Origin of the sequence: Ekhidna sp., assembly GCF_965227465.1 — a bacterium.
In the GTDB taxonomy this organism is placed as follows: domain Bacteria; phylum Bacteroidota; class Bacteroidia; order Cytophagales; family Cyclobacteriaceae; genus Ekhidna.
The window spans coordinates 650,236-668,177 of sequence record NZ_OZ245746.1; the positions used below are offsets into that span (position 1 = coordinate 650,236).

The 17,942-nt window shown below is 38.8% G+C and carries 16 protein-coding genes; 3 read left to right on the forward strand and 13 right to left on the reverse strand.

The genetic code is table 11. From position 1 onward, the window contains the following. Positions 1-47: 47 nt before the first annotated feature. From ACO05G_RS03020 to ACO05G_RS03030, 3 genes are read left to right on the forward strand one after another with little or no spacing between them, the layout of a single operon-like run. The gene (locus ACO05G_RS03020) at positions 48-4,082 is read left to right on the forward strand and encodes a hypothetical protein (RefSeq protein ID WP_421764631.1); all 4,035 of its coding nucleotides are present in this window, start codon (positions 48-50) and stop codon (positions 4,080-4,082) included. Positions 4,083-4,130: 48 nt separating this feature from the next. Then, positions 4,131-5,141 (forward strand): glycoside hydrolase family 113, encoded by a 1,011-nt coding sequence (locus ACO05G_RS03025; protein ID WP_348284814.1) that lies wholly within the window; start codon positions 4,131-4,133, stop codon positions 5,139-5,141. Between the two features lie 24 nt (positions 5,142-5,165). Beyond that, positions 5,166-5,435 carry a hypothetical protein gene (locus ACO05G_RS03030; protein ID WP_348284813.1) on the forward strand — a complete coding sequence of 90 codons (270 nt, stop codon included), beginning with the start codon at positions 5,166-5,168 and terminating at the stop codon, positions 5,433-5,435. On the opposite strand, the gene ACO05G_RS03035 is transcribed toward ACO05G_RS03030, so the two are convergent. From ACO05G_RS03035 to xerD, 13 genes are all read right to left on the reverse strand, one after another. Further along, entirely contained in the window at positions 5,432-6,292 is an 861-nt protein-coding gene (locus ACO05G_RS03035) for a nucleoside phosphorylase (RefSeq protein ID WP_348284812.1), read from the reverse strand. The genes ACO05G_RS03030 and ACO05G_RS03035 overlap by 4 nt on opposite strands. A 79-nt stretch (positions 6,293-6,371) precedes the next feature. After that, entirely contained in the window at positions 6,372-7,334 is a 963-nt protein-coding gene (locus tag ACO05G_RS03040) for a rhodanese-related sulfurtransferase (RefSeq protein WP_421764632.1), read from the reverse strand. Between the two features lie 73 nt (positions 7,335-7,407). Beyond that, positions 7,408-8,025, reverse strand: coding sequence for a hypothetical protein (locus tag ACO05G_RS03045; RefSeq protein WP_421764633.1), 618 nt, complete (start codon positions 8,023-8,025; stop codon positions 7,408-7,410). A gap of 16 nt (positions 8,026-8,041) precedes the next feature. Then, positions 8,042-8,677, reverse strand: a complete 636-nt coding sequence (locus ACO05G_RS03050) for an acetyltransferase (RefSeq protein WP_421764634.1) — start codon at positions 8,675-8,677, stop codon at positions 8,042-8,044. A gap of 32 nt (positions 8,678-8,709) precedes the next feature. Then, the gene (locus ACO05G_RS03055) at positions 8,710-9,753 is read right to left on the reverse strand and encodes a hypothetical protein (RefSeq protein ID WP_421764635.1); all 1,044 of its coding nucleotides are present in this window, start codon (positions 9,751-9,753) and stop codon (positions 8,710-8,712) included. A 122-nt stretch (positions 9,754-9,875) separates the two neighbouring features. After that, on the reverse strand, positions 9,876-11,144 hold the full coding sequence (locus tag ACO05G_RS03060) for a DUF2851 family protein (RefSeq protein WP_421764636.1): 1,269 nt from the start codon (positions 11,142-11,144) through the stop codon (positions 9,876-9,878). Positions 11,145-11,174: 30 nt separating this feature from the next. Continuing rightward, positions 11,175-11,990 carry an orotidine-5'-phosphate decarboxylase gene (pyrF, locus tag ACO05G_RS03065; RefSeq protein ID WP_421764637.1) on the reverse strand — a complete coding sequence of 272 codons (816 nt, stop codon included), beginning with the start codon at positions 11,988-11,990 and terminating at the stop codon, positions 11,175-11,177. A 108-nt stretch (positions 11,991-12,098) separates the two neighbouring features. Continuing rightward, a complete protein-coding gene (locus ACO05G_RS03070) occupies positions 12,099-12,314 on the reverse strand; it encodes a hypothetical protein (protein ID WP_348284805.1) in 216 nt (71 codons plus the stop codon). 108 nt (positions 12,315-12,422) lie between these two features. Beyond that, positions 12,423-12,668 carry an RNA-binding protein gene (locus ACO05G_RS03075; RefSeq protein WP_348279054.1) on the reverse strand — a complete coding sequence of 82 codons (246 nt, stop codon included), beginning with the start codon at positions 12,666-12,668 and terminating at the stop codon, positions 12,423-12,425. Between the two features lie 78 nt (positions 12,669-12,746). After that, positions 12,747-13,373, reverse strand: coding sequence for an outer membrane lipoprotein carrier protein LolA (locus ACO05G_RS03080; RefSeq protein ID WP_348284804.1), 627 nt, complete (start codon positions 13,371-13,373; stop codon positions 12,747-12,749). A 15-nt stretch (positions 13,374-13,388) separates the two neighbouring features. Continuing rightward, on the reverse strand, positions 13,389-15,923 hold the full coding sequence (locus ACO05G_RS03085) for a DNA translocase FtsK 4TM domain-containing protein (RefSeq protein ID WP_421764638.1): 2,535 nt from the start codon (positions 15,921-15,923) through the stop codon (positions 13,389-13,391). 39 nt (positions 15,924-15,962) lie between these two features. Then, positions 15,963-16,991, reverse strand: coding sequence for a quinone-dependent dihydroorotate dehydrogenase (locus ACO05G_RS03090; protein ID WP_421764639.1), 1,029 nt, complete (start codon positions 16,989-16,991; stop codon positions 15,963-15,965). Continuing rightward, positions 16,991-17,890 (reverse strand): site-specific tyrosine recombinase XerD, encoded by a 900-nt coding sequence (gene xerD, locus ACO05G_RS03095; protein WP_421764640.1) that lies wholly within the window; start codon positions 17,888-17,890, stop codon positions 16,991-16,993. Before xerD ends, ACO05G_RS03090 begins: the two co-directional genes overlap by 1 nt. Positions 17,891-17,942: the final 52 nt, after the last annotated feature.

Genomic DNA, 17,942 nt, shown 5'->3' on the forward strand with positions numbered 1-17,942 from the left:
TCCCATACTTTGCGTATTTTAGATTGCCGTCACGACGGTATTGAAATATGGCTAAATCTGCTAAACTATTTTCCAGACGATTTGTCCTTTGGAGTGCTGGCATCCTAATTCTTCTATTAGGGATAGGTTCTGCTATATTCTTTATTGGAAAAAACTCAGCTGGCCTTATTCTTAATGAAGTAATCAAGCGAGAAACAAATGGATTTTACCGGTTAGATTTTGAATCAATTGAATTGGATTTGTTGGAGAGCCGGATTAAAGTGAATAGGTTGACTTTGAATGCAGACTCCAGTGCAGATTTTAGTAGGCTGGGTCTCAAAAACATCTACGAGATTCAATTAGATGAACTGATCATCGACCTGGAATCTGTATATGCCCTCTATTTTGAAAAGGAGCTCATCATCAAAAGTGTACGGGTGGTAGATCCAAATATTGACATGGTAAGCTTAGAATCTGCTAAAAAGACCAAATTCAGCTTAGAAGCAGGCAATATGTATCAAGCCATTTCTGATTACCTCCGGGTCTTGAAAATTGACTATTTCCGAATTCAGGATGGGGAACTGCAATATGATGGTAATGAATTTACACTCGGAAGCATTGATTTTCTAGTGAAGAACCTGGTCATGGATTCTATCTCTCGAGAAAATCAGGTCTTTTATTCGGAAGAAATATCGTTGGAAATTCGAAATCAACTCTTCCATCTACCAGATAGCATTCATGAAATCACCTTCGACAAGTTTGTGTTGTCTACATCGGATTCGATATTGTCATTCGAAAACTTACGGATTAAGCCTACAGCTACCTCCGGCATCACTTTCAAGGGACAAAACGATATCAATGTATATGATATTCATGTTCCTAAGCTGAGTTTGAAGGGAGTAGATTATGTAGCCGCATATCAAGAAAATCACTTGATAATAGAGGAACTTATTCTGGAAGAACCCATCGTTTTTGTGGATGATGAATCTCATGCTGCCAGTACCAAAAAGGACATTGACAACTCATTGCTCACATTAATATTTAAAGTATTTGGATCGCTAGATGTGAGAAAGCTTAATATCCAAAATGCCCATGTAGATCTAAAGATTGATGGGGATGAAAAGTACCAGCGTTTCAAAGTAGAGAAGTCCAATATTGTCTTTCATAACATACATCTGGACACCAGTAACTATAGGTTTGATCATCGATTCAAATATTTTGAAGACATAGAGTTGGATATTCACAACTATACATACCTGCTCCCAGACAGTGTTCATACAGCTTATTTTAAGCTTTTAAAGGTCAATTCTTTTGATTCAGAGGTGCTTTTTGAAAACATGGTTATTAGCCATGAACGAGCTGGCAATGAATCGAAGGTATTAATAGACATGGATGTGCCAGTATTTCGTCTGAAAAACGTTGATTTTCAGCGCGCGATTGCAGACAAGGTATTGAATGTCGGCACATTTGAAATACCGTACGGATTCCTGGGAGTAAAAAATTCTGGAAGTAAAATGGAAAAGAAGAAGGCCTCTGTTAGTGCCCTTTACAAGTCACTTTCGCCAATTTTTAGGGAGATATCTGTAGACCAACTTCAGCTTTCAGATATGGAACTCATCTTGCCGAATGGAATAGGACTTGAAGAGATCAATTTATCAATGAGAGGAGTTCATTTAAACGCCGCGTCAAAAAGTTTTCAAAAATTATTCGATGATTCAAAACTTGAGGTATTTGGTCTCTCATTCGATCAAGACAGCATATTAATTGCTGGCAATAAACTTTTAGTTGATGATCAAATGACCACTCTACAACTGTTGGAATGGCAGATTGAAATAGATCAAAATGATCTACAAGTAAAGGGACAATTTGATACGTTGCGACTCACCGGAGTTGTTTTAGATAGCTTGATAGGAGGGAATTATACTCAGCTTACGCGTGCAATCCTGATAAATCCTGATATTGAATTCAATATCAAATCAAAAGGTAGTGGTGGTGAGCTTAATGTCGGTATTGAAAAGGAATTGGTAATTTCAAACGGTAAACTTCGTGGAACAATTGATTCGCTGGAAGTAAGTATGAATGGGCTGGATGCTGATGTTTTTGCAGGTGATTCAACAGCCTTTAGACGCGTGGCTATTGAGCAAATAAATATACGCTCAAAAGAACTCAATCATAAAGTGGAAATAGCGCGATGGGAATATGATACTTTGGAAAATGAAATGGCTTTTGATAGTGTTCATATTACACCAATTGATAGGTTGGATACTGGAATTCTTCAATTGGAAGGTTTTATTCCATTCTTAAGACTAACAGCTTTTGAGCAGGCAAAATTCTTTGATGAGAAGCATTTATTTGCCAGTTTGGTACACATCGCCAACCCCCAACTTAAATTAAAAATCCCCAAAATCAGAAGAGATTCAAGCACCAAAAAAAACCGCGCATTTACAATGGCCATCCAGGAGCTAAGGCTTGATACAGGGAGGATTATTGTTCACCTATTGGGTAATACTAACCTGGACTCTCTTTCGATAGCGGGGATAAACACATCCATATTCGATATAGATTTTCCAAGTGATAATGTTTTTGAGAATGGCACTTTTTATTCCAGTTCCTTAAATTTTTTCGCTGAAGAATTAACTCCTTATATGAGTTCTGGGGATACATTGAATTTCAGGAATATTGATTATTCGAGTACCGAGGAAGACTTGCTTATTGATTCCATTCATTTTGTTACAATCGACAACAGTCTCAAGGTAGACATTCCCTCTCTGAATGTTAGGAATTTGGATGTACAATCCTTTTACGAAAAAGGAGCGTTCAAAGTAGATTCATTGATCATAAGTAATCCGTCAGGCACTAACAGGCTGGTAGAGAGTGATACTGGTAAAAAACCATTTACGACTCCACTATCAATAGATTACCTATCTCTGGATAATATATCCTGGGTGTATAAGGATTCAACCAATGAAGATTTGCATTTAAATAATGGTAACCTGTTGGTAGAGAATTTTCACTCAACAGATACTTTGACAGCTAAAAATATTTTGAATCGGATGAGTAATCTATCCTTTGATGCGGGACCATTTAAAGTACCTCTTCCCGATAGCTACACACTTTCTGTTGAGAAATATCGATTTGACTTTCCAACAAGCGACCTGAATTTGAAAAATGTACAATTGATTTCTGATTTTTCTGCTGAGGAGTATTCGGAAAGGTTGGAAGAGCAAAACGATTGGTTTGATGTGAAAGTGAAAGATATTTCTTTTGAGCAAATAGACATGGGTGCTTTGTTGTCAACCAGCGAATATGCAATCGAAAATGTAGTTCTACAAGGAGTAGACGCGTTGATATATAGAGATAAAGGGGTAACATTTCCCGAAGATCAGGTAAGACACTTACCTCAGCGGACCATACGAAATATTTCAACCAAATTTCAAATAGATACTATAAGTCTAAATGGATCCGTTCGCTACAGGGAAAAACCTGAGAATTATTCCACTTATGGTGAAATTTCATTCGATGACATGCAAGCTCAACTAGTTAATGTTGGGAATAGAAGTATTGTCAAAAGTGAATTGATGCTTTTGGAAGCACGCGGAAAACTGATGGGTGCTGGAGGGTTTGAGGTAAAAGGTGCATTCAATATGAAAGCTAAAGATGAGCCATTTTCATTAAATGGGAGGGTGAAAGAATTTCCACTGGACTCAATGAATCGAATGTTAGGACCCGTCGCTAATGTGAATATTAAAAGTGGGTATGCAAAGGATTTATATTTCAACTTTAGTGCGAATGACACGCTTTCACGTGGTGATATGCGCTTTAGATATAACGATTTAAAAATTCAGATTTTAAATGTAAAAACGCATGACACGCAGGGCTTTGGTCAGGGCATTAAAACTTTTTTCGCAAACACTTTTGTAGTCAAAAACAAAAACCCAAGCTACTTGCTATTCCTTCGCAAAGGGACAATCTTTGAAAAACGGGATACCTCTAGAGCAATTTTCAACTATTGGGGTAAATCACTTTTAAGTGGGGCCGTTAGTAGTATTGGAGTTCATAAATCCGATAAGGCTGAAAAGAAATTTGAGCGTAAGATCGATTAAATAATTTCTCCTTTATCCCAATAATATTACTTCACGTATCTTTCTACAATGCGTCTGTACGTTCTCATACTTTTTGTGATTTTAGGACTCATTACGATGGTCTTTCTGCCAATCGAAAGGGAACCTATGATCAACGGAGTGAGCTTAGTAAATCCTCCAAGAGAAATAGGCCCTGATAAAATGGGAGAGGTGAAGCGGATAAATGCAGATTGGGTGGCTGTTATCCCTTATGGGTTTTCAAAGTCGGGCTCACCGGAGGTTTCTTTCGATCACTCGCGACAATGGTGGGGAGAGCATACCAACGGAACCTCGGTATTGATTCAGTATGCTAAATCTCATCAATTAAAAGTTATGCTTAAACCCCATGTGTGGGTTAGTGGGGAAGGGTGGACCGGAGACTATAAATTATCATCTGAGCAGGATTGGAAAAAATGGGAGAATGAATTCTCGACTTATATAATGAACCATGCACGGGTGGCTGACTCTCTTGACGTAGAGATCTTATGCATTGGAACGGAGTACCGAATTCCGGCTCGTGAACGCCCTGCTTTTTGGAAGGGATTAATTAAAGAAGTTAGAAGTGTATATAATGGTAAGATTACTTATGCCGCAAATTGGGATAATTATGAAAACATAGATTGGTGGGATGCAGTGGACTACATCGGTATAGATGCTTATTTCCCATTAGCTGAAGGAGACCATCCCGCTATTGAAGAGATAGAAAGGGGCTGGAGCCCAATAAAAAATAAGATGCAGGTGCTCTCTCAAAAATGGAATAAACCCATCTTATTTACAGAATACGGTTTTCAGAGCGCCAATGGTGCAGCAGGGAGACATTGGGAGCTGGATAAATCTGAGGAGAATGCAAACCCTCAGTTGCAAGCAGATGCTTACGAAGCGACCTATCGGGCATTAATGGAAGAGCAGTGGTTTGCCGGTGGCTTTCTTTGGAAATGGCACTTCAATGCGAGATATGGTAATTGGCGAGGGACCGAATGGACACCACAAAATAAGCCAGCAGAGCGAGTGATTGCTCATTGGTATGGTAAAATCAATTAAATTTCCTTTCTCAACTGAAAGATTATGAGTGATAAGCGAAAAGTCGAAGATATTCTTGCTGAGTTAGGAAAGAAGATTGATCATTTAGTGGCAGAAACCAAGCAGGCTGGCAGTAAGGTTTCTGATGATATGGAGGAGCAAATAGCTAAGCTCAAAACCCAAAAGAAAAAATTGGAAGATCAGATCAATGATAGATCAGCAAAGTCTGGCGAAAAATGGACGGAGGCAAAAGAGCACATGAATGATGCTGCAGCTGCAATAAACAAAGCACTTGGTGTTTTCTTTAAGTCTTAGATTCGATCTAAGACCTTTTTAATTAGTCCGTCAATTACTTTGTTAGGGTCTTTGGCGAATTCTGTTTTCACCCGGTTTGCCATAATCGCGTTAAGGCTCAACATTTCGTGTCCCAATAATTTGCCGAAAGCATAGTATCCGGCAGTTTCCATTTCAAGATTTGTCAGCCATACATCTTCTTCATGGAAATACTGCATCTTTTCGATGATCTCTTTAAATCGAATTGGGATTCGTAATTGCCGTCCTTGCGGTGCATAAAACCCTGGACAGGTTACCGTGTTACCTGGGATGGTACAATCTTTAAATTTTTCAAAAAGAGTAGTTGATCCTTTAAAACAATAAGGCAAATAGGGGATGCCAATTTCTTCCTGAAATTTTTCAACAATTCTTCGTTCTTTGCCCTTGTGTTTAAAGTCGTAAAAATGAATCAACGGGTCCATTCCGATTGCATATTCAGTAGCCAAATGGCTACCAACCTTTATTTCATCTCGTATTGTACCAGAAGTCCCTATTCGGATAATTTGAAGCTTTCTTCTTCGCTGTTTTGGCTCACGGTGCACCAGGTCTATATTGAAAAGTGCATCTAATTCCTGCATCAGGATCTCAACATTGTCGGTTCCCATACCTGAGCTTATCACCGTCAATCTTTTGCCTTTGTATTTTCCTGTGTGCGTGATAAACTCTCGCTTGTTCATCTCAAAATCAACAGAATCGAAATGACGCGAAACACGGTGCACTCTTCCAGGATCACCAACCACAATGATTTTATCTGAGACGTCTTTCGGTCTTAGGCTTAGGTGGTATACACTCCCGTCGGGGTTGAGAATTAAGTCAGTCTCCGAAAATGTGTGGGACATAGCTTGGTCATAATTTCTAAGGCTTCCTAAAACTAATCAGGAAACTTCTTTGCGCCACTCAATTTACTAAAAGATAATCTTAATTCTGGCTCGCTGGAGATCGTTTCAATCCTTTATATGGATTGTATCCGTTCATTCTTTTTTGGTAGAATCCGGTCCCATCGTAAGGTCGAGTATCCGGATTGTTCATGCATGCTTCAGAGCAGCATCCTTTATATATTTCAGCCCCCTTCTCACTCATAGGTATATGGATGTTACAATGTGGATTGGCACAATTAACCATTCTGTCACAAGGTTCATCAGTTACATAGCATCTTGAGACTACTGTAGGGTTTACCTGATTAACTTCTTTTACAATACGGTTGTCAAACACATAGCATTTACCTTCAAAATCTTCTCCATCCGCTTCCAGCCCATATTTAATGATGCCACCATGAAGTTGATGAACATTTTCGAATCCTTGCTCAAGCAAGTATGCACTGGCTTTTTCACATTTAATGCCACCGGTGCAATACGTAACAATCTTTTTGTCTTTGTATTTTTTTAGCTCTTCGATTTGCTCTGGAAAATCCCTGAAATTGTCAATATCTAACGTGATGGCATTTTTGAATTTTCCAATCATATGTTCATAGTTGGAGCGGACATCCAATATGATCGTGTCTTCGGGTTCCTCTTTCAGAATCTTTCTGAACTCTTCCGGCTCTACGTAATCACCGGTCTTTTTTGTAGGATCTACATGTTTAAGTGAGCTATGTACAATCTCCGGTTTTACCCTGACATGAAGCTTTTCAAATGCCGGTTGATCGTTGGTATCTACTTTGAACTCAGTGTGAGCAAAGCGCGGGTCGCCGGTTACTGCATCCATGTATTTTTCACAGGATTCTTGTGTTCCCGAAACGGTCCCGTTCAACCCTTCTGAAGCTACGATAATTCGACCTCTAAGATCAAGGTCTAGACAAAGTTTGTGATGTTGTTCCCTAAATTCTTCAGGGTTCTCAATTTTGCTGTAGCAGTAGTAAAGTAATACGTAGTGTTTTTCCATAATAACCAGGCCCTGTTTCAGCAGGGTGTTAAAATCTGTAGCAAAATTAAAGTTTTAAGAAGAAATATTTAACTCAATTTTGAATAATACCTTGAATCTTAAGCTCTTTGAAAAGGCCTTTCGAGTATTGTGGTAAGTAGGAGTTTAATTCAGTGGGTGAAAAAGTAGTTGATCTTCCAGACCAGACCAGTTTACCAACTTTCAATTCGTAGAAGTTAGTTTCTATAAAATAACGTGTATTCTGAGCGAAATAACCGGGACGATAGACCAGATCGTACGTACGAAAGAAGTAATTGCCGAAGCGGTTATAATAAACCAGTGGTTCATAACCTACCTGAGCGGGAACGTACCTTTCTGCATTCACATCCACCAGGGCTACTGTGATAATACCATCAAATCCATTGTTTCTCATCCGTTCCTTTGCACGCTCCACATCTTCAAAAGGTTTGCCAAGTTCTGGTGGAAACATCGACATCCCATTTACACACCTGAGGCCAGCTTTTCCTCCAGTATATACCACATCATTCTCTACCTCATTCCTGAGATTTACATTATTTATGAGACCCATCACAAGGATGCTGTTGAATTTTTTATTGTATTCTTCCGTGGTACTCCACGTACGCATTAAGCCTTCCAGAACACAACTATTAAGCAAGAAAATGAAAAGCAGCAGCCAGAGGTTGGACTTCATTGCTGGAAGATAGGCATTACTTCACTTCCACTGCCGGATTACCAAAAAGCGTTTGTCCTTTTTTCACATCTCCCACTACGACAGAACCAGCACCGATTCTAGCTCCTTTTTCTATTTTTACTCCTGCAACTACGGTTACACCTGAACCTATAAAGACTTCATCTTCGATTTTCACCTTTGTATTGATAATAGATCCTGCTCCAATTTGAACAAAATCACCAATTTCAACGTCCTGTTCTATAATCGCCTTTGAATTAATCACGTTGTGGTTGCCCATCTTAGAGTCATTTGACAGCACGGAACCCGCATTGACAAAGTTTCCATGACCAATGCTAAACGATTCTGAAATTGATGCTGACTGATGAACGGCATTCATCGGCATCACCTTTCTTGTCTCAATTAAGTAATCAACATAGTCTTTTCGAAGTGAATTGTCATCAGTAGCCACAAATGCCTCGCACTTTTGTCCGATCAGTTTAGTAAAACCATGATCATCTGTAGCACCTAAGACAGAAACGGTATTGATTTCCGTATTATGTGTTTTTTCATCGTCATCAAGAAATCCATACACAACTATGTTGTTTGAGTTGAAAATTTCTAATGCAGCTTTGGCGAGCCCTGTTGAGCCGAATATGATTACCGGTTTTTCCATGTCCTTTTTGTTTCGAGGCGCAAAAGTAGCGATTAATCACTCGTTCTTGAAGTGAAGTATTGAAAGGGCAGTATACTGCTTATTAAAAAGAGATACGGCATATATGGATTTTTGTAACGAACTAAGGTGCCAAAGTTAGGTGTGGCAAGCGGAAGCATAACGGCCAATATCAAAATACAAATAAGAGCAGCTATTAGTAGTGGCTTGTCCACTGATGGTTTTAGTTTAAAGCATAATAAAATGGACATAATCATCAGGAGACTGACCACTAAATTTTCTACTCGGTGAATCCAGCCCCATATTGGCGTTTCATCGATTATGTTCGGTCTTAGCAATCCTGCGTGCAGTGCTTTTGGCACTTCTTTTATTACAGCAAGCCATGAGTCATCTTCGATTACAATATCCAATTGTTTATTTGGTTCTGATTTTTCCAGTATTGCCTGATTATTTTCATAAAGTGTCTGAGGTAGTCGATCTAATACAAGGTAGGGGTGAATGAACTGTGTGGCAAGGAGGGATGCAATAAAGATAACTATCGCGGAGACCCATCTGAATCCCCCAGATAGTTTTTTGAAAATAAGGATAGAAACAAGAATTCCTCCGAAGAGTAATGTCATGATAAATAAATAATGCTTGATTTGAATAAGAGTAAATGACATAATTAAAACTAAAATAACCTCCAGCGGTCTTAATTTATATTGCTCATATAGCTTCACAATTAATGAAATCAGAATCATTAAAGCTCCATAGGCAAGCGTATCTTTCATAATTCCAGACGACCAAAAAATAATTGAGGGGATAAATAGGAAGCTAGCTATAACGATAGATTTCTGCTTTGGGAATAACCGGATAAAAGTAACTGTCGCAAACCATGAACCTAAAAAACTGATGAAAGAAAGCCATAATGAGGTGAGCCAATAGGATCCTTTGGTAAGTGCAACAAGAGGAGTGAGAATTTTGATGAAAAACTGAGTTCGTGGTTGATTTTCAACAGATTTTGAGAGTCTGGCACTTTCAAAGAATGTGATAGAGTCACCTAATCCGTAATACTCGTAGAATATGTAGCCTAGAACCATTCCCGCGACTAGTTTTAAAATTAGGGCTGACCAGAAAATAATGGGTTGTAGGTCAGACTTTATTAATCTAAAAGCCAAATAGGATAACGAAACTAATATTGCGATATGAGCGAAATATGTTATCATTTATTCAGTAGCTCTACACCAACATTGCAGTGCAGGCATCTTCTTTTTTGACAATATGATTTATACAACTCAATGGCTGCTTGCGAGTCAAATGTATTTTTGAAGTTCAAATTCAAATGGTTCCACTTCGCAATGATTCTATTACTTTCTGGAGGTAGAGACTCGAGCAATTCTATAGCTCTATCCATATATTTTTGCTGAGCTGAATGTTTAGCATATGCAGCCATTAAAGGCGCTACTGTATTGATTAATAGATTTTCAAAAGAATTGATGCCGATTGAGTTGCCGGCTTTTTTTTTCACTTTCCCGAAATCATAATGTCTTCTCCAATATGCAGAAACTGACGTTAACAATTCTTTCTTTAACTGCTTAATGTCTTCTGTTTCAATCAAAAGTGTAAATAACTTTGGGTGATGATGTAATAGGCTAGATAGCTGCGATAATCGAACAGTGGGAAAATTACCCGGCCTCAATTTCCCAAATTTCCATTGTGCAGTTACCATTGGATCATTAAGCTCAAACTTCTTTCTTAAATACTTAAATTCAGCACCAAGTAATTGCTGATATTCTTCTTCATTGGGCTCAAGAAATCCAGCTAGTCCAAAGAGTAATGCCTCAGTTTGTTTCGAATCATGCAACACTTTTTTAAGCTTGGAAAAAGGTAGAATTTCCGTCAGTCTGATGAACGATTCTTTATTTGTAGCAAACCCAAAATTGGAAGCTATTGCCTGATAAGTGGTTTCCTCCCAATCATTATTGTTACGCTGTAAACTTTGAAGAATTCGATGACCCTTATTTTCTAACCTCTCTACCAGGGTTCGGTTCAACATAGTCGTCATCGTAAAAGGCGAAATGTTTTTCAGCAAACCCGTACATGGGATGTCTGAAGGAGCATTAATGTATTTTCTATACTTCTCAAGTAAGGTAGGGGCTACAATATTTTTAAGCTCCAGTGTTGGGATGGGCACATCATCCAGTAGCACTTCCTTATCGTGATTCCATACGACATGGAGAATCACATTTTGATAGGCAGGATCATTTTGATGATTATGATTGGCCCAATCCGACGAATTAATGTGGATTTCTATTTGTCCTGCCCATTCAATAGTATCGATTTTAATTCGACCCTCTTCAAAATCCGGCCCAGAATCCTCATTGTAATTGCCCTGATAAAACACACGAAGGGATTGGCCACTTGTTAGGGTAAGTGATTGGTAATCAAATTTTTGGTATTTCCAGATATAGTGTAGAAACTGCTCGTCCATGGCGATTGGTTTCCGAATATACGGTTTGTGCTATAATCGCTGAAGTATTTCAGCCATTTCCATTTGAATTTTACGCGCAGACTTGCCCGCAGCTTCGGCAAATTGCTCAGAAGAATCCGAGTATATTATACCTCTGGAGCTATTTATGAGCAACCCACATTGCTTATTCATTCCATATTTGCATACAGACTTTAAGTCTCCTCCTTGTGCTCCAACTCCCGGGATAAGTAAAAAATGATCTGGGACCATTCTCCTAATCCCCATCAAAGCATCTGGTCGGGTTGCACCCACCACATACATGATATTATTAGCGTTTCCCCATTCGGTACTTTTACGAATAACTCTTTCGTACAATTTCTCACCGTCATCACCCACAATAACGTCCTGAAAATCCAGACCACCGGGATTACTGGTAGCGGCCAATAAGATGACCCATTTTCTGTTGAACCCAAGAAAAGGCATAACTGAGTCTGAACCCATATATGGAGCTACAGTAACAGAGTCAAAATCCATGTTTTCAAAAAAAGCGCGGGCATACATGGCAGAGGTATTTCCAATATCTGCTCGTTTCGCATCAGCAATCGTGAAAATATCTTTTGGGATGTATTCGAGGGTTTTTTGAAGCGATTCCCAGCCTTTTGATCCGTTGGCTTCATAAAAGGCTGTATTTGGCTTGTAGGCTACCGCATATTTATGAGTGGCATCAATAATTTGCTTGTTGAATTCAAAGACCGGATCTTCTTCAGCCCGAAGATGAGTGGGAATCTTTTTTAGGTCAGTATCCAATCCAACACACAAGAAAGACTCTTTTTCTTTTATTTGTTCAAAAAGCTGTTGACGTGTCATTGGTGAGTTACTGAAATTCAGGGCTAATTTAAGGATAAATAACAACGAGACATACCTCTTCCACCTCCATAAATTGGAGTAAAGGATTTACCTAAAAGGTGTTATGATTTATTTAAGCTCTGGAAGCTTATCGTTTATGACTTTACCTTTCTTCACTTCACCATAGAAGTGAATTTCGTAAAGCTTTTCGTACTTTTTGATGGACTGGTGCAATTCTGGAATCGTTTCACTTCTCAGTTTTATTCCTTTTCTTTCACCCTTGTGTCGGAGTTCTATGTAATATCCGTCTTTAAGTTTTACCGGAGTAGTTGCAGGTCTAGCCAAATCAATAAAATTTTATGTGTACGTAATCATATAAAACAATGCTCGTGCAGAAAAGTTTCCGCACGAGCAATTATATAAAATCAAAAACTTAGAATCTGTTTCTAGTGCTTATCCTCTTGGATTCGCTTTTTTTACAACGATGGTTCTACCATCTAATTCTGTTTCATTCAAGCTAGAAATAGCTTGGTTACCTTCGTCATCATTTGGCATTTCAACAAAACCGAAACCTTTTGATCTCTGAGTGTCTCTGTCCATGATAACTTTAGCGGAATCTACTGTTCCGAATTCTTCAAATGCTTGTCTCAATGCGTCTTCTGAAGTTGCATAGTTAAGCTTAGCTACGAAAATGTTCATTAAAAAAAATAAATAATTAAAAAGTGTCCAGACTTGTTCTGAACGCCACAAAGGTATGCTTTTTATTGGGATTCTGTATTATCGAAAATCTATGACCTCAACATTAGGGTATTTTGAAGTATCAAACTTGAAGAAATTGTCTTTCAAATCCGCTGCTTTAAAAGAATTAATTGAGTACACATATTTATTGCCTGTTCGTTCAAATACCGTAAATGATTTTAACTCATCTTTCGCATTAATTGTCATTCTGATCTTGAAATAACTTTTTTCCCTACTTTCAGGATCCAACTCAATTAATCGGTCTCCATCGGGTTTTGTTTCAGCTAAAACGTATTTAAATCCGTCCTTGTATAAATCGTAGACATTGCTCAAGGTAATTTCTGATTCTTCAGGGTCGTACGAGCTGATAGTCACTTCATTGATCTCTTCATTGAATGTGTATATGTCGGTTCCATCATTGAAGATTTTCTGACCTGCTACTTCCAAAACGTACATATCTCCTTTTACCGAAATATCTCCGGATATGGTCTCATCCAGTCCTGCACTTTCATTGGTAAGCTTTTGAGAGAATGAAGCCTTAAAAGCATCTATTCCCTTGTATTTATTGCTCATAGCATCCAATACAGCCAATGCTTCAGGATCGTATTGAGATTGAGCTTGAAAGAGAACTAATAGTGTCAGTGATGCGATAAATATCTTTTTCATCTTAATTTCTTGTTCTTAATATTTAATTTCTATTTCAGACAATAACTGTTCCAAACTATGTTCATCTGGAATAAGTACTTCTCGAGCCTTGCTACCCTCAAAAGGACCCACGATTCCTGCAGCCTCGAGTTGGTCAATTAATCTACCGGCTCTATTATATCCGAGTTTCATTTTTCGTTGAATCAACGAGGTAGATCCTTGTTGGTGCATAACAATTAAACGTGCCGCATCTGCAAAGAGTGCATCGCGATCAGATAAATCTACTTCACCAATTCCGGCTTCTGCCTCTCCAACATATTCTGGTAATAAATAGGCATCATCATAGCCTCTTTGTTCACCAATGTATTCACAAATCTTTTCAACTTCAGGAGTGTCTACAAAAGCACATTGCAATCGAGTCATATCAGATCCCATAGATAAAAGCATATCTCCCATACCAATAAGTTGGTCTGCACCCCCTGCATCAAGGATTGTTCGGGAATCAATTTTTGAGGTAACCCTGAAGGAAAGCCTGGCTGGGAAGTTTGCTTTTATGATACCAGTAATCACATTAACAGATGGACGTTGTGTTGCCACAATCAAATGGATACCGATGGCACGAGCCAGCTGGGCTAATCTTGCAATCGGTGTTTCTACTTCCTTGCCAGCGGTCATCATTAAATCAGCCAACTCATCAATCACGAGCACGATATATGGTAAGAATCTATGTCCTTTGTTAGGATTCAGCTTTCGCTCAGTGAATTTCTTATTGTATTCTTTCAGATTTCTGCAGGCTGCACTTTTAAGCAGATCGTATCGATTATCCATTTCTATACACAAGGAGTTAAGTGTATTCACCACTTTGGATGTGTCTGTTATAATGGGCTCATCACTATCAGGAAGTTTTGCTAAAAAGTGTTTTTCAACTTTGTTGAAAAGTGTTAGTTCTACTTTTTTTGGATCTACCAGAACCAATTTGAGCTGAGAAGGATGCTTTTTATAAAGTAAGGAAGTTAGAATAATGTTCAATCCTACTGATTTACCCTGACCAGTAGCACCGGCCATGAGCAAGTGAGGCATTTTAGCAAGATCTGTTACAAATACTTCATTGGAAATGGTTTTACCCAGGACGACAGGCAAATCCATTTTGCTGTCCATGAATTTACTTGTTGTGATGACAGAACGGGCGTCTACCATTTCCCGATTCTTGTTTGGTACCTCAATTCCGATCGTTCCTTTTCCAGGAATAGGTGCAATGATCCTTATTCCCAGGGCGGCAAGACTAAGGGCAATGTCATCTTCCAGGTTTTTGATCTTGGAAATCTTAACGCCCGCCTCCGGTACTATTTCATAAAGTGTAACTGTAGGACCAATGGTTGCCTTAATACTTGAAATACCAATCTTAAAGTTAACGAGCGTCTCAATGATTCGATCCTTATTGGCCTCAAGCTCATCTTTCGTAACCGTTAATTCTTTGTCCGGATACACATTTAGTAAAGAAGGGGTAGGGAATTTATACCTGGGAAGATCGAGGGTTGGATCATAGTTAACAGATTCTTCCTTTACTTCTTCCTGAAATTCTTTTTGTTCCACTTCAAAGGTAAGGTCCTCCAAATCCTCGTTCTTAACATTCTCTTCTTCTTTTTCATCTTGAGGCCCTGGATCTACTTTCGGAGCAAATACTTTTTCCTCTACATCCTTTGGAAGAGGCTCTTCCTCACTTTTGAATTCAGGAAGATCAACCGTAAATTCCAGATCCGGCTTTTCATTTTTCGCGGTAGGCTTAGAAGGGATTTTTTTAACTACCCACGTTTCACTTTCATCTTTATTTGCATCCTCATTTTCTACCTCTTTTTTGATTTGATCCAAAACAGAAGAAATATCAGCTTCTTTGACTTTTGGCTTTTTCTCCGGTATCAAAGTCTTTAGCTGTTTGAATAAATTTTCAAACGAAATCGAGATACCTCTTAAAGCTGGGAGTCTTGTAATATCAAAAAAGAACATGTTAAATACTACAAATAGAAATAGCATGAAAAGTATTGCTCCCCAGCCCATTAGACTCTGGGCAATCATGGCCAATTCGTAACCGATACCCCCACTTAAGTAGCCAAGTGCCGTCACCTCTTCTTGTGAAAGTAGGAAATAGCCCATGACCATCGATACCCATATCAGATAAAAAACGACAAAATTGAAAGATTGTGTTACCGGTAGCAAAGTCCTATTCCAGATAATTTTGTAAGCTACTATGAACAGAAAAGGAGGAATAAGAATAGCAGCTACTCCAAACCATAAGAATATGAAGTAGTGTGCGGCGATTGCCCCAATCAATCCAAATGCATTCTGAACTTCCGTCCCGGATTCTTTTATATCCGTGTTAGTGTACGCCTCAACTACACTCTGATCTGCCTGACCAGCGCTAAAATAGGATATGAAGGAAACGATCAGGAAAATAGATATGAGTAAAAGGGAAAACCCAACAAACAGATGGAATTTCCGATCACTAATAAAGTTGAATTTCAGGCTCTTTTTTTCCTTCTTCTCACTCTTCTTCTTGTAGGTATTTTGTGCCATAGGTTATGCGTCCAAAAATAATGGAGTTTTCAGCGGTGATCAAACAACCTTTAGTAGTTCCTTATTGATTCTTTTAATTAATCCTGGACCTTCATAAACAAGGCCGGTATAAATCTGTACCAGATTTGCTCCAGCATTAATTTTTTCAATCGCATCTTGTGCTGAATGAATGCCTCCAACCGCAATAATATGAACGAGCGGCAGATGCCTTCTGATATATTGCAATACCTCATTTGATTTATTAAAAACCGGTTTACCGCTGAGGCCTCCTGCTCCGATAGTTTCCACAGTTTTCTTTGCTGTATCTAATCCTGAACGATCAATCGTGGTGTTGGATATAATCAGTCCATCGAGGTTGAGTTCTTTAGTAATGCTGATGATGTCGTCAAGTTGTGCCTCAGACAAATCGGGAGCAATTTTCAGTAAAAGCGGTTTGGGAGTTTCCTTTTGATTGTTTTCTTCCTGCAGTGCTTTCAACAGCTTCATCAGTGGCTCTTTTTCTTGTAACTCTCGCAAACCGGGGGTATTTGGAGAGCTAACGTTTACCACGAAGTAATCTACATAAGCGAATAAGTGTTGGAAACAAACAAGATAGTCGTCCAATGCTTTCTCGTTAGGGGTCACTTTGTTCTTGCCAATATTTCCACCTATGATGATGTTGGATTTTCTGGATTTTAACCGTTCTACCGCATCATCGACACCATCATTATTAAATCCCATCCGGTTGATTAGTGCCTGATCTTTTGGTAATCGAAATAATCGGGGTTGAGGATTTCCTGGTTGGCCTTTGGGTGTCAGCGTTCCTACTTCAATGAATCCGAACCCCAAATTAGAAAAGTCGTCAATAAGCTCTGCGTTTTTGTCAAAACCTGCTGCCAGCCCAACGGGGTTTTTGAATTTGATTCCAAATACTTCTCTCTCAAGTCGTTGATCCTCGAAATTGAACATTCCATTGATAATGGATTTACCAAAAGGCATTTTTAAAACAAAATGAAGTAAGCCAGTCGTGATTTTGTGAGCTTTTTCAGGTGAAAACAAAAAAAGAAGAGGCTTCAAAAGTTTGTACATCAGCTTCTTGGATGAAATTGAGTTATAATCTGCTTTAAATAATCCCGATCCAGGTGCGTATAAATTTCTGTGGTGGTGATGGACTCATGACCAAGCATCTCCTGCACAGCTCTCAAGTCTGCACCCCCTTCAATCAGGTGTGTTGCAAAACTATGACGAAAAGTGTGAGGGCTAATGTTTTTCTTCAATCCAATTTTTTCAGCTAAATCCTTAATGATCATGAACACCATTACCCGGCTAATTGCTTTTCCCCTTTTGGTTATAAATAAATGATCTTCAAAACCCAGTTTTACGTCTATATGTATCCGTACCTGATCCCTGAAAATTTTGATATGCTTAAGTGCTGAGCGACCAATAGGAACTAAGCGCTCCTTACTGCCTTTTCCGATCACCCTTAAAAAGCCAATGTCATAATGAATATTACTGATTTTAAGATTTATAAGCTCCGATACCCTGAGTCCGGAGCTATACAGTGTTTCAAGCATGGCACGATTTCTTTGACCCTCGGGAGTAGACATATCTATGGAATCAAACAGTTGTTCAATTTCCGGGAGGTCAAGCGTGTCAGGTAGTTTCCGACCAAGCTTTGGTGCCTCCAATAATTCTGAAGGGTCCTTGGTAAGTACTTCCTCATAAACCAGGAATCTGAAAAAGGACTTGAGACCGGAAATCATCCTGGCTTGAGTAAATGCGGACATTCCAAGCTCATTGATAAACTCGAGGAAATCAATTAAATCCTGCTGAGAGACCTGAATTGGAGTGATGTTTCGCTCTTTGATGGCTAGAAATTGTTGAAATTTTGTTACATCGGCTAGATAGGCTTCCACAGAATTTTCAGCTAGAGATCGCTCTAGCTTGAGGTAGGTTTTATATTGCTTTGTGTAGGTATGCCAGGACAAATGATAGATTTATATAGATGATAGATTGAGTAATGTCTACACACGTTTCATT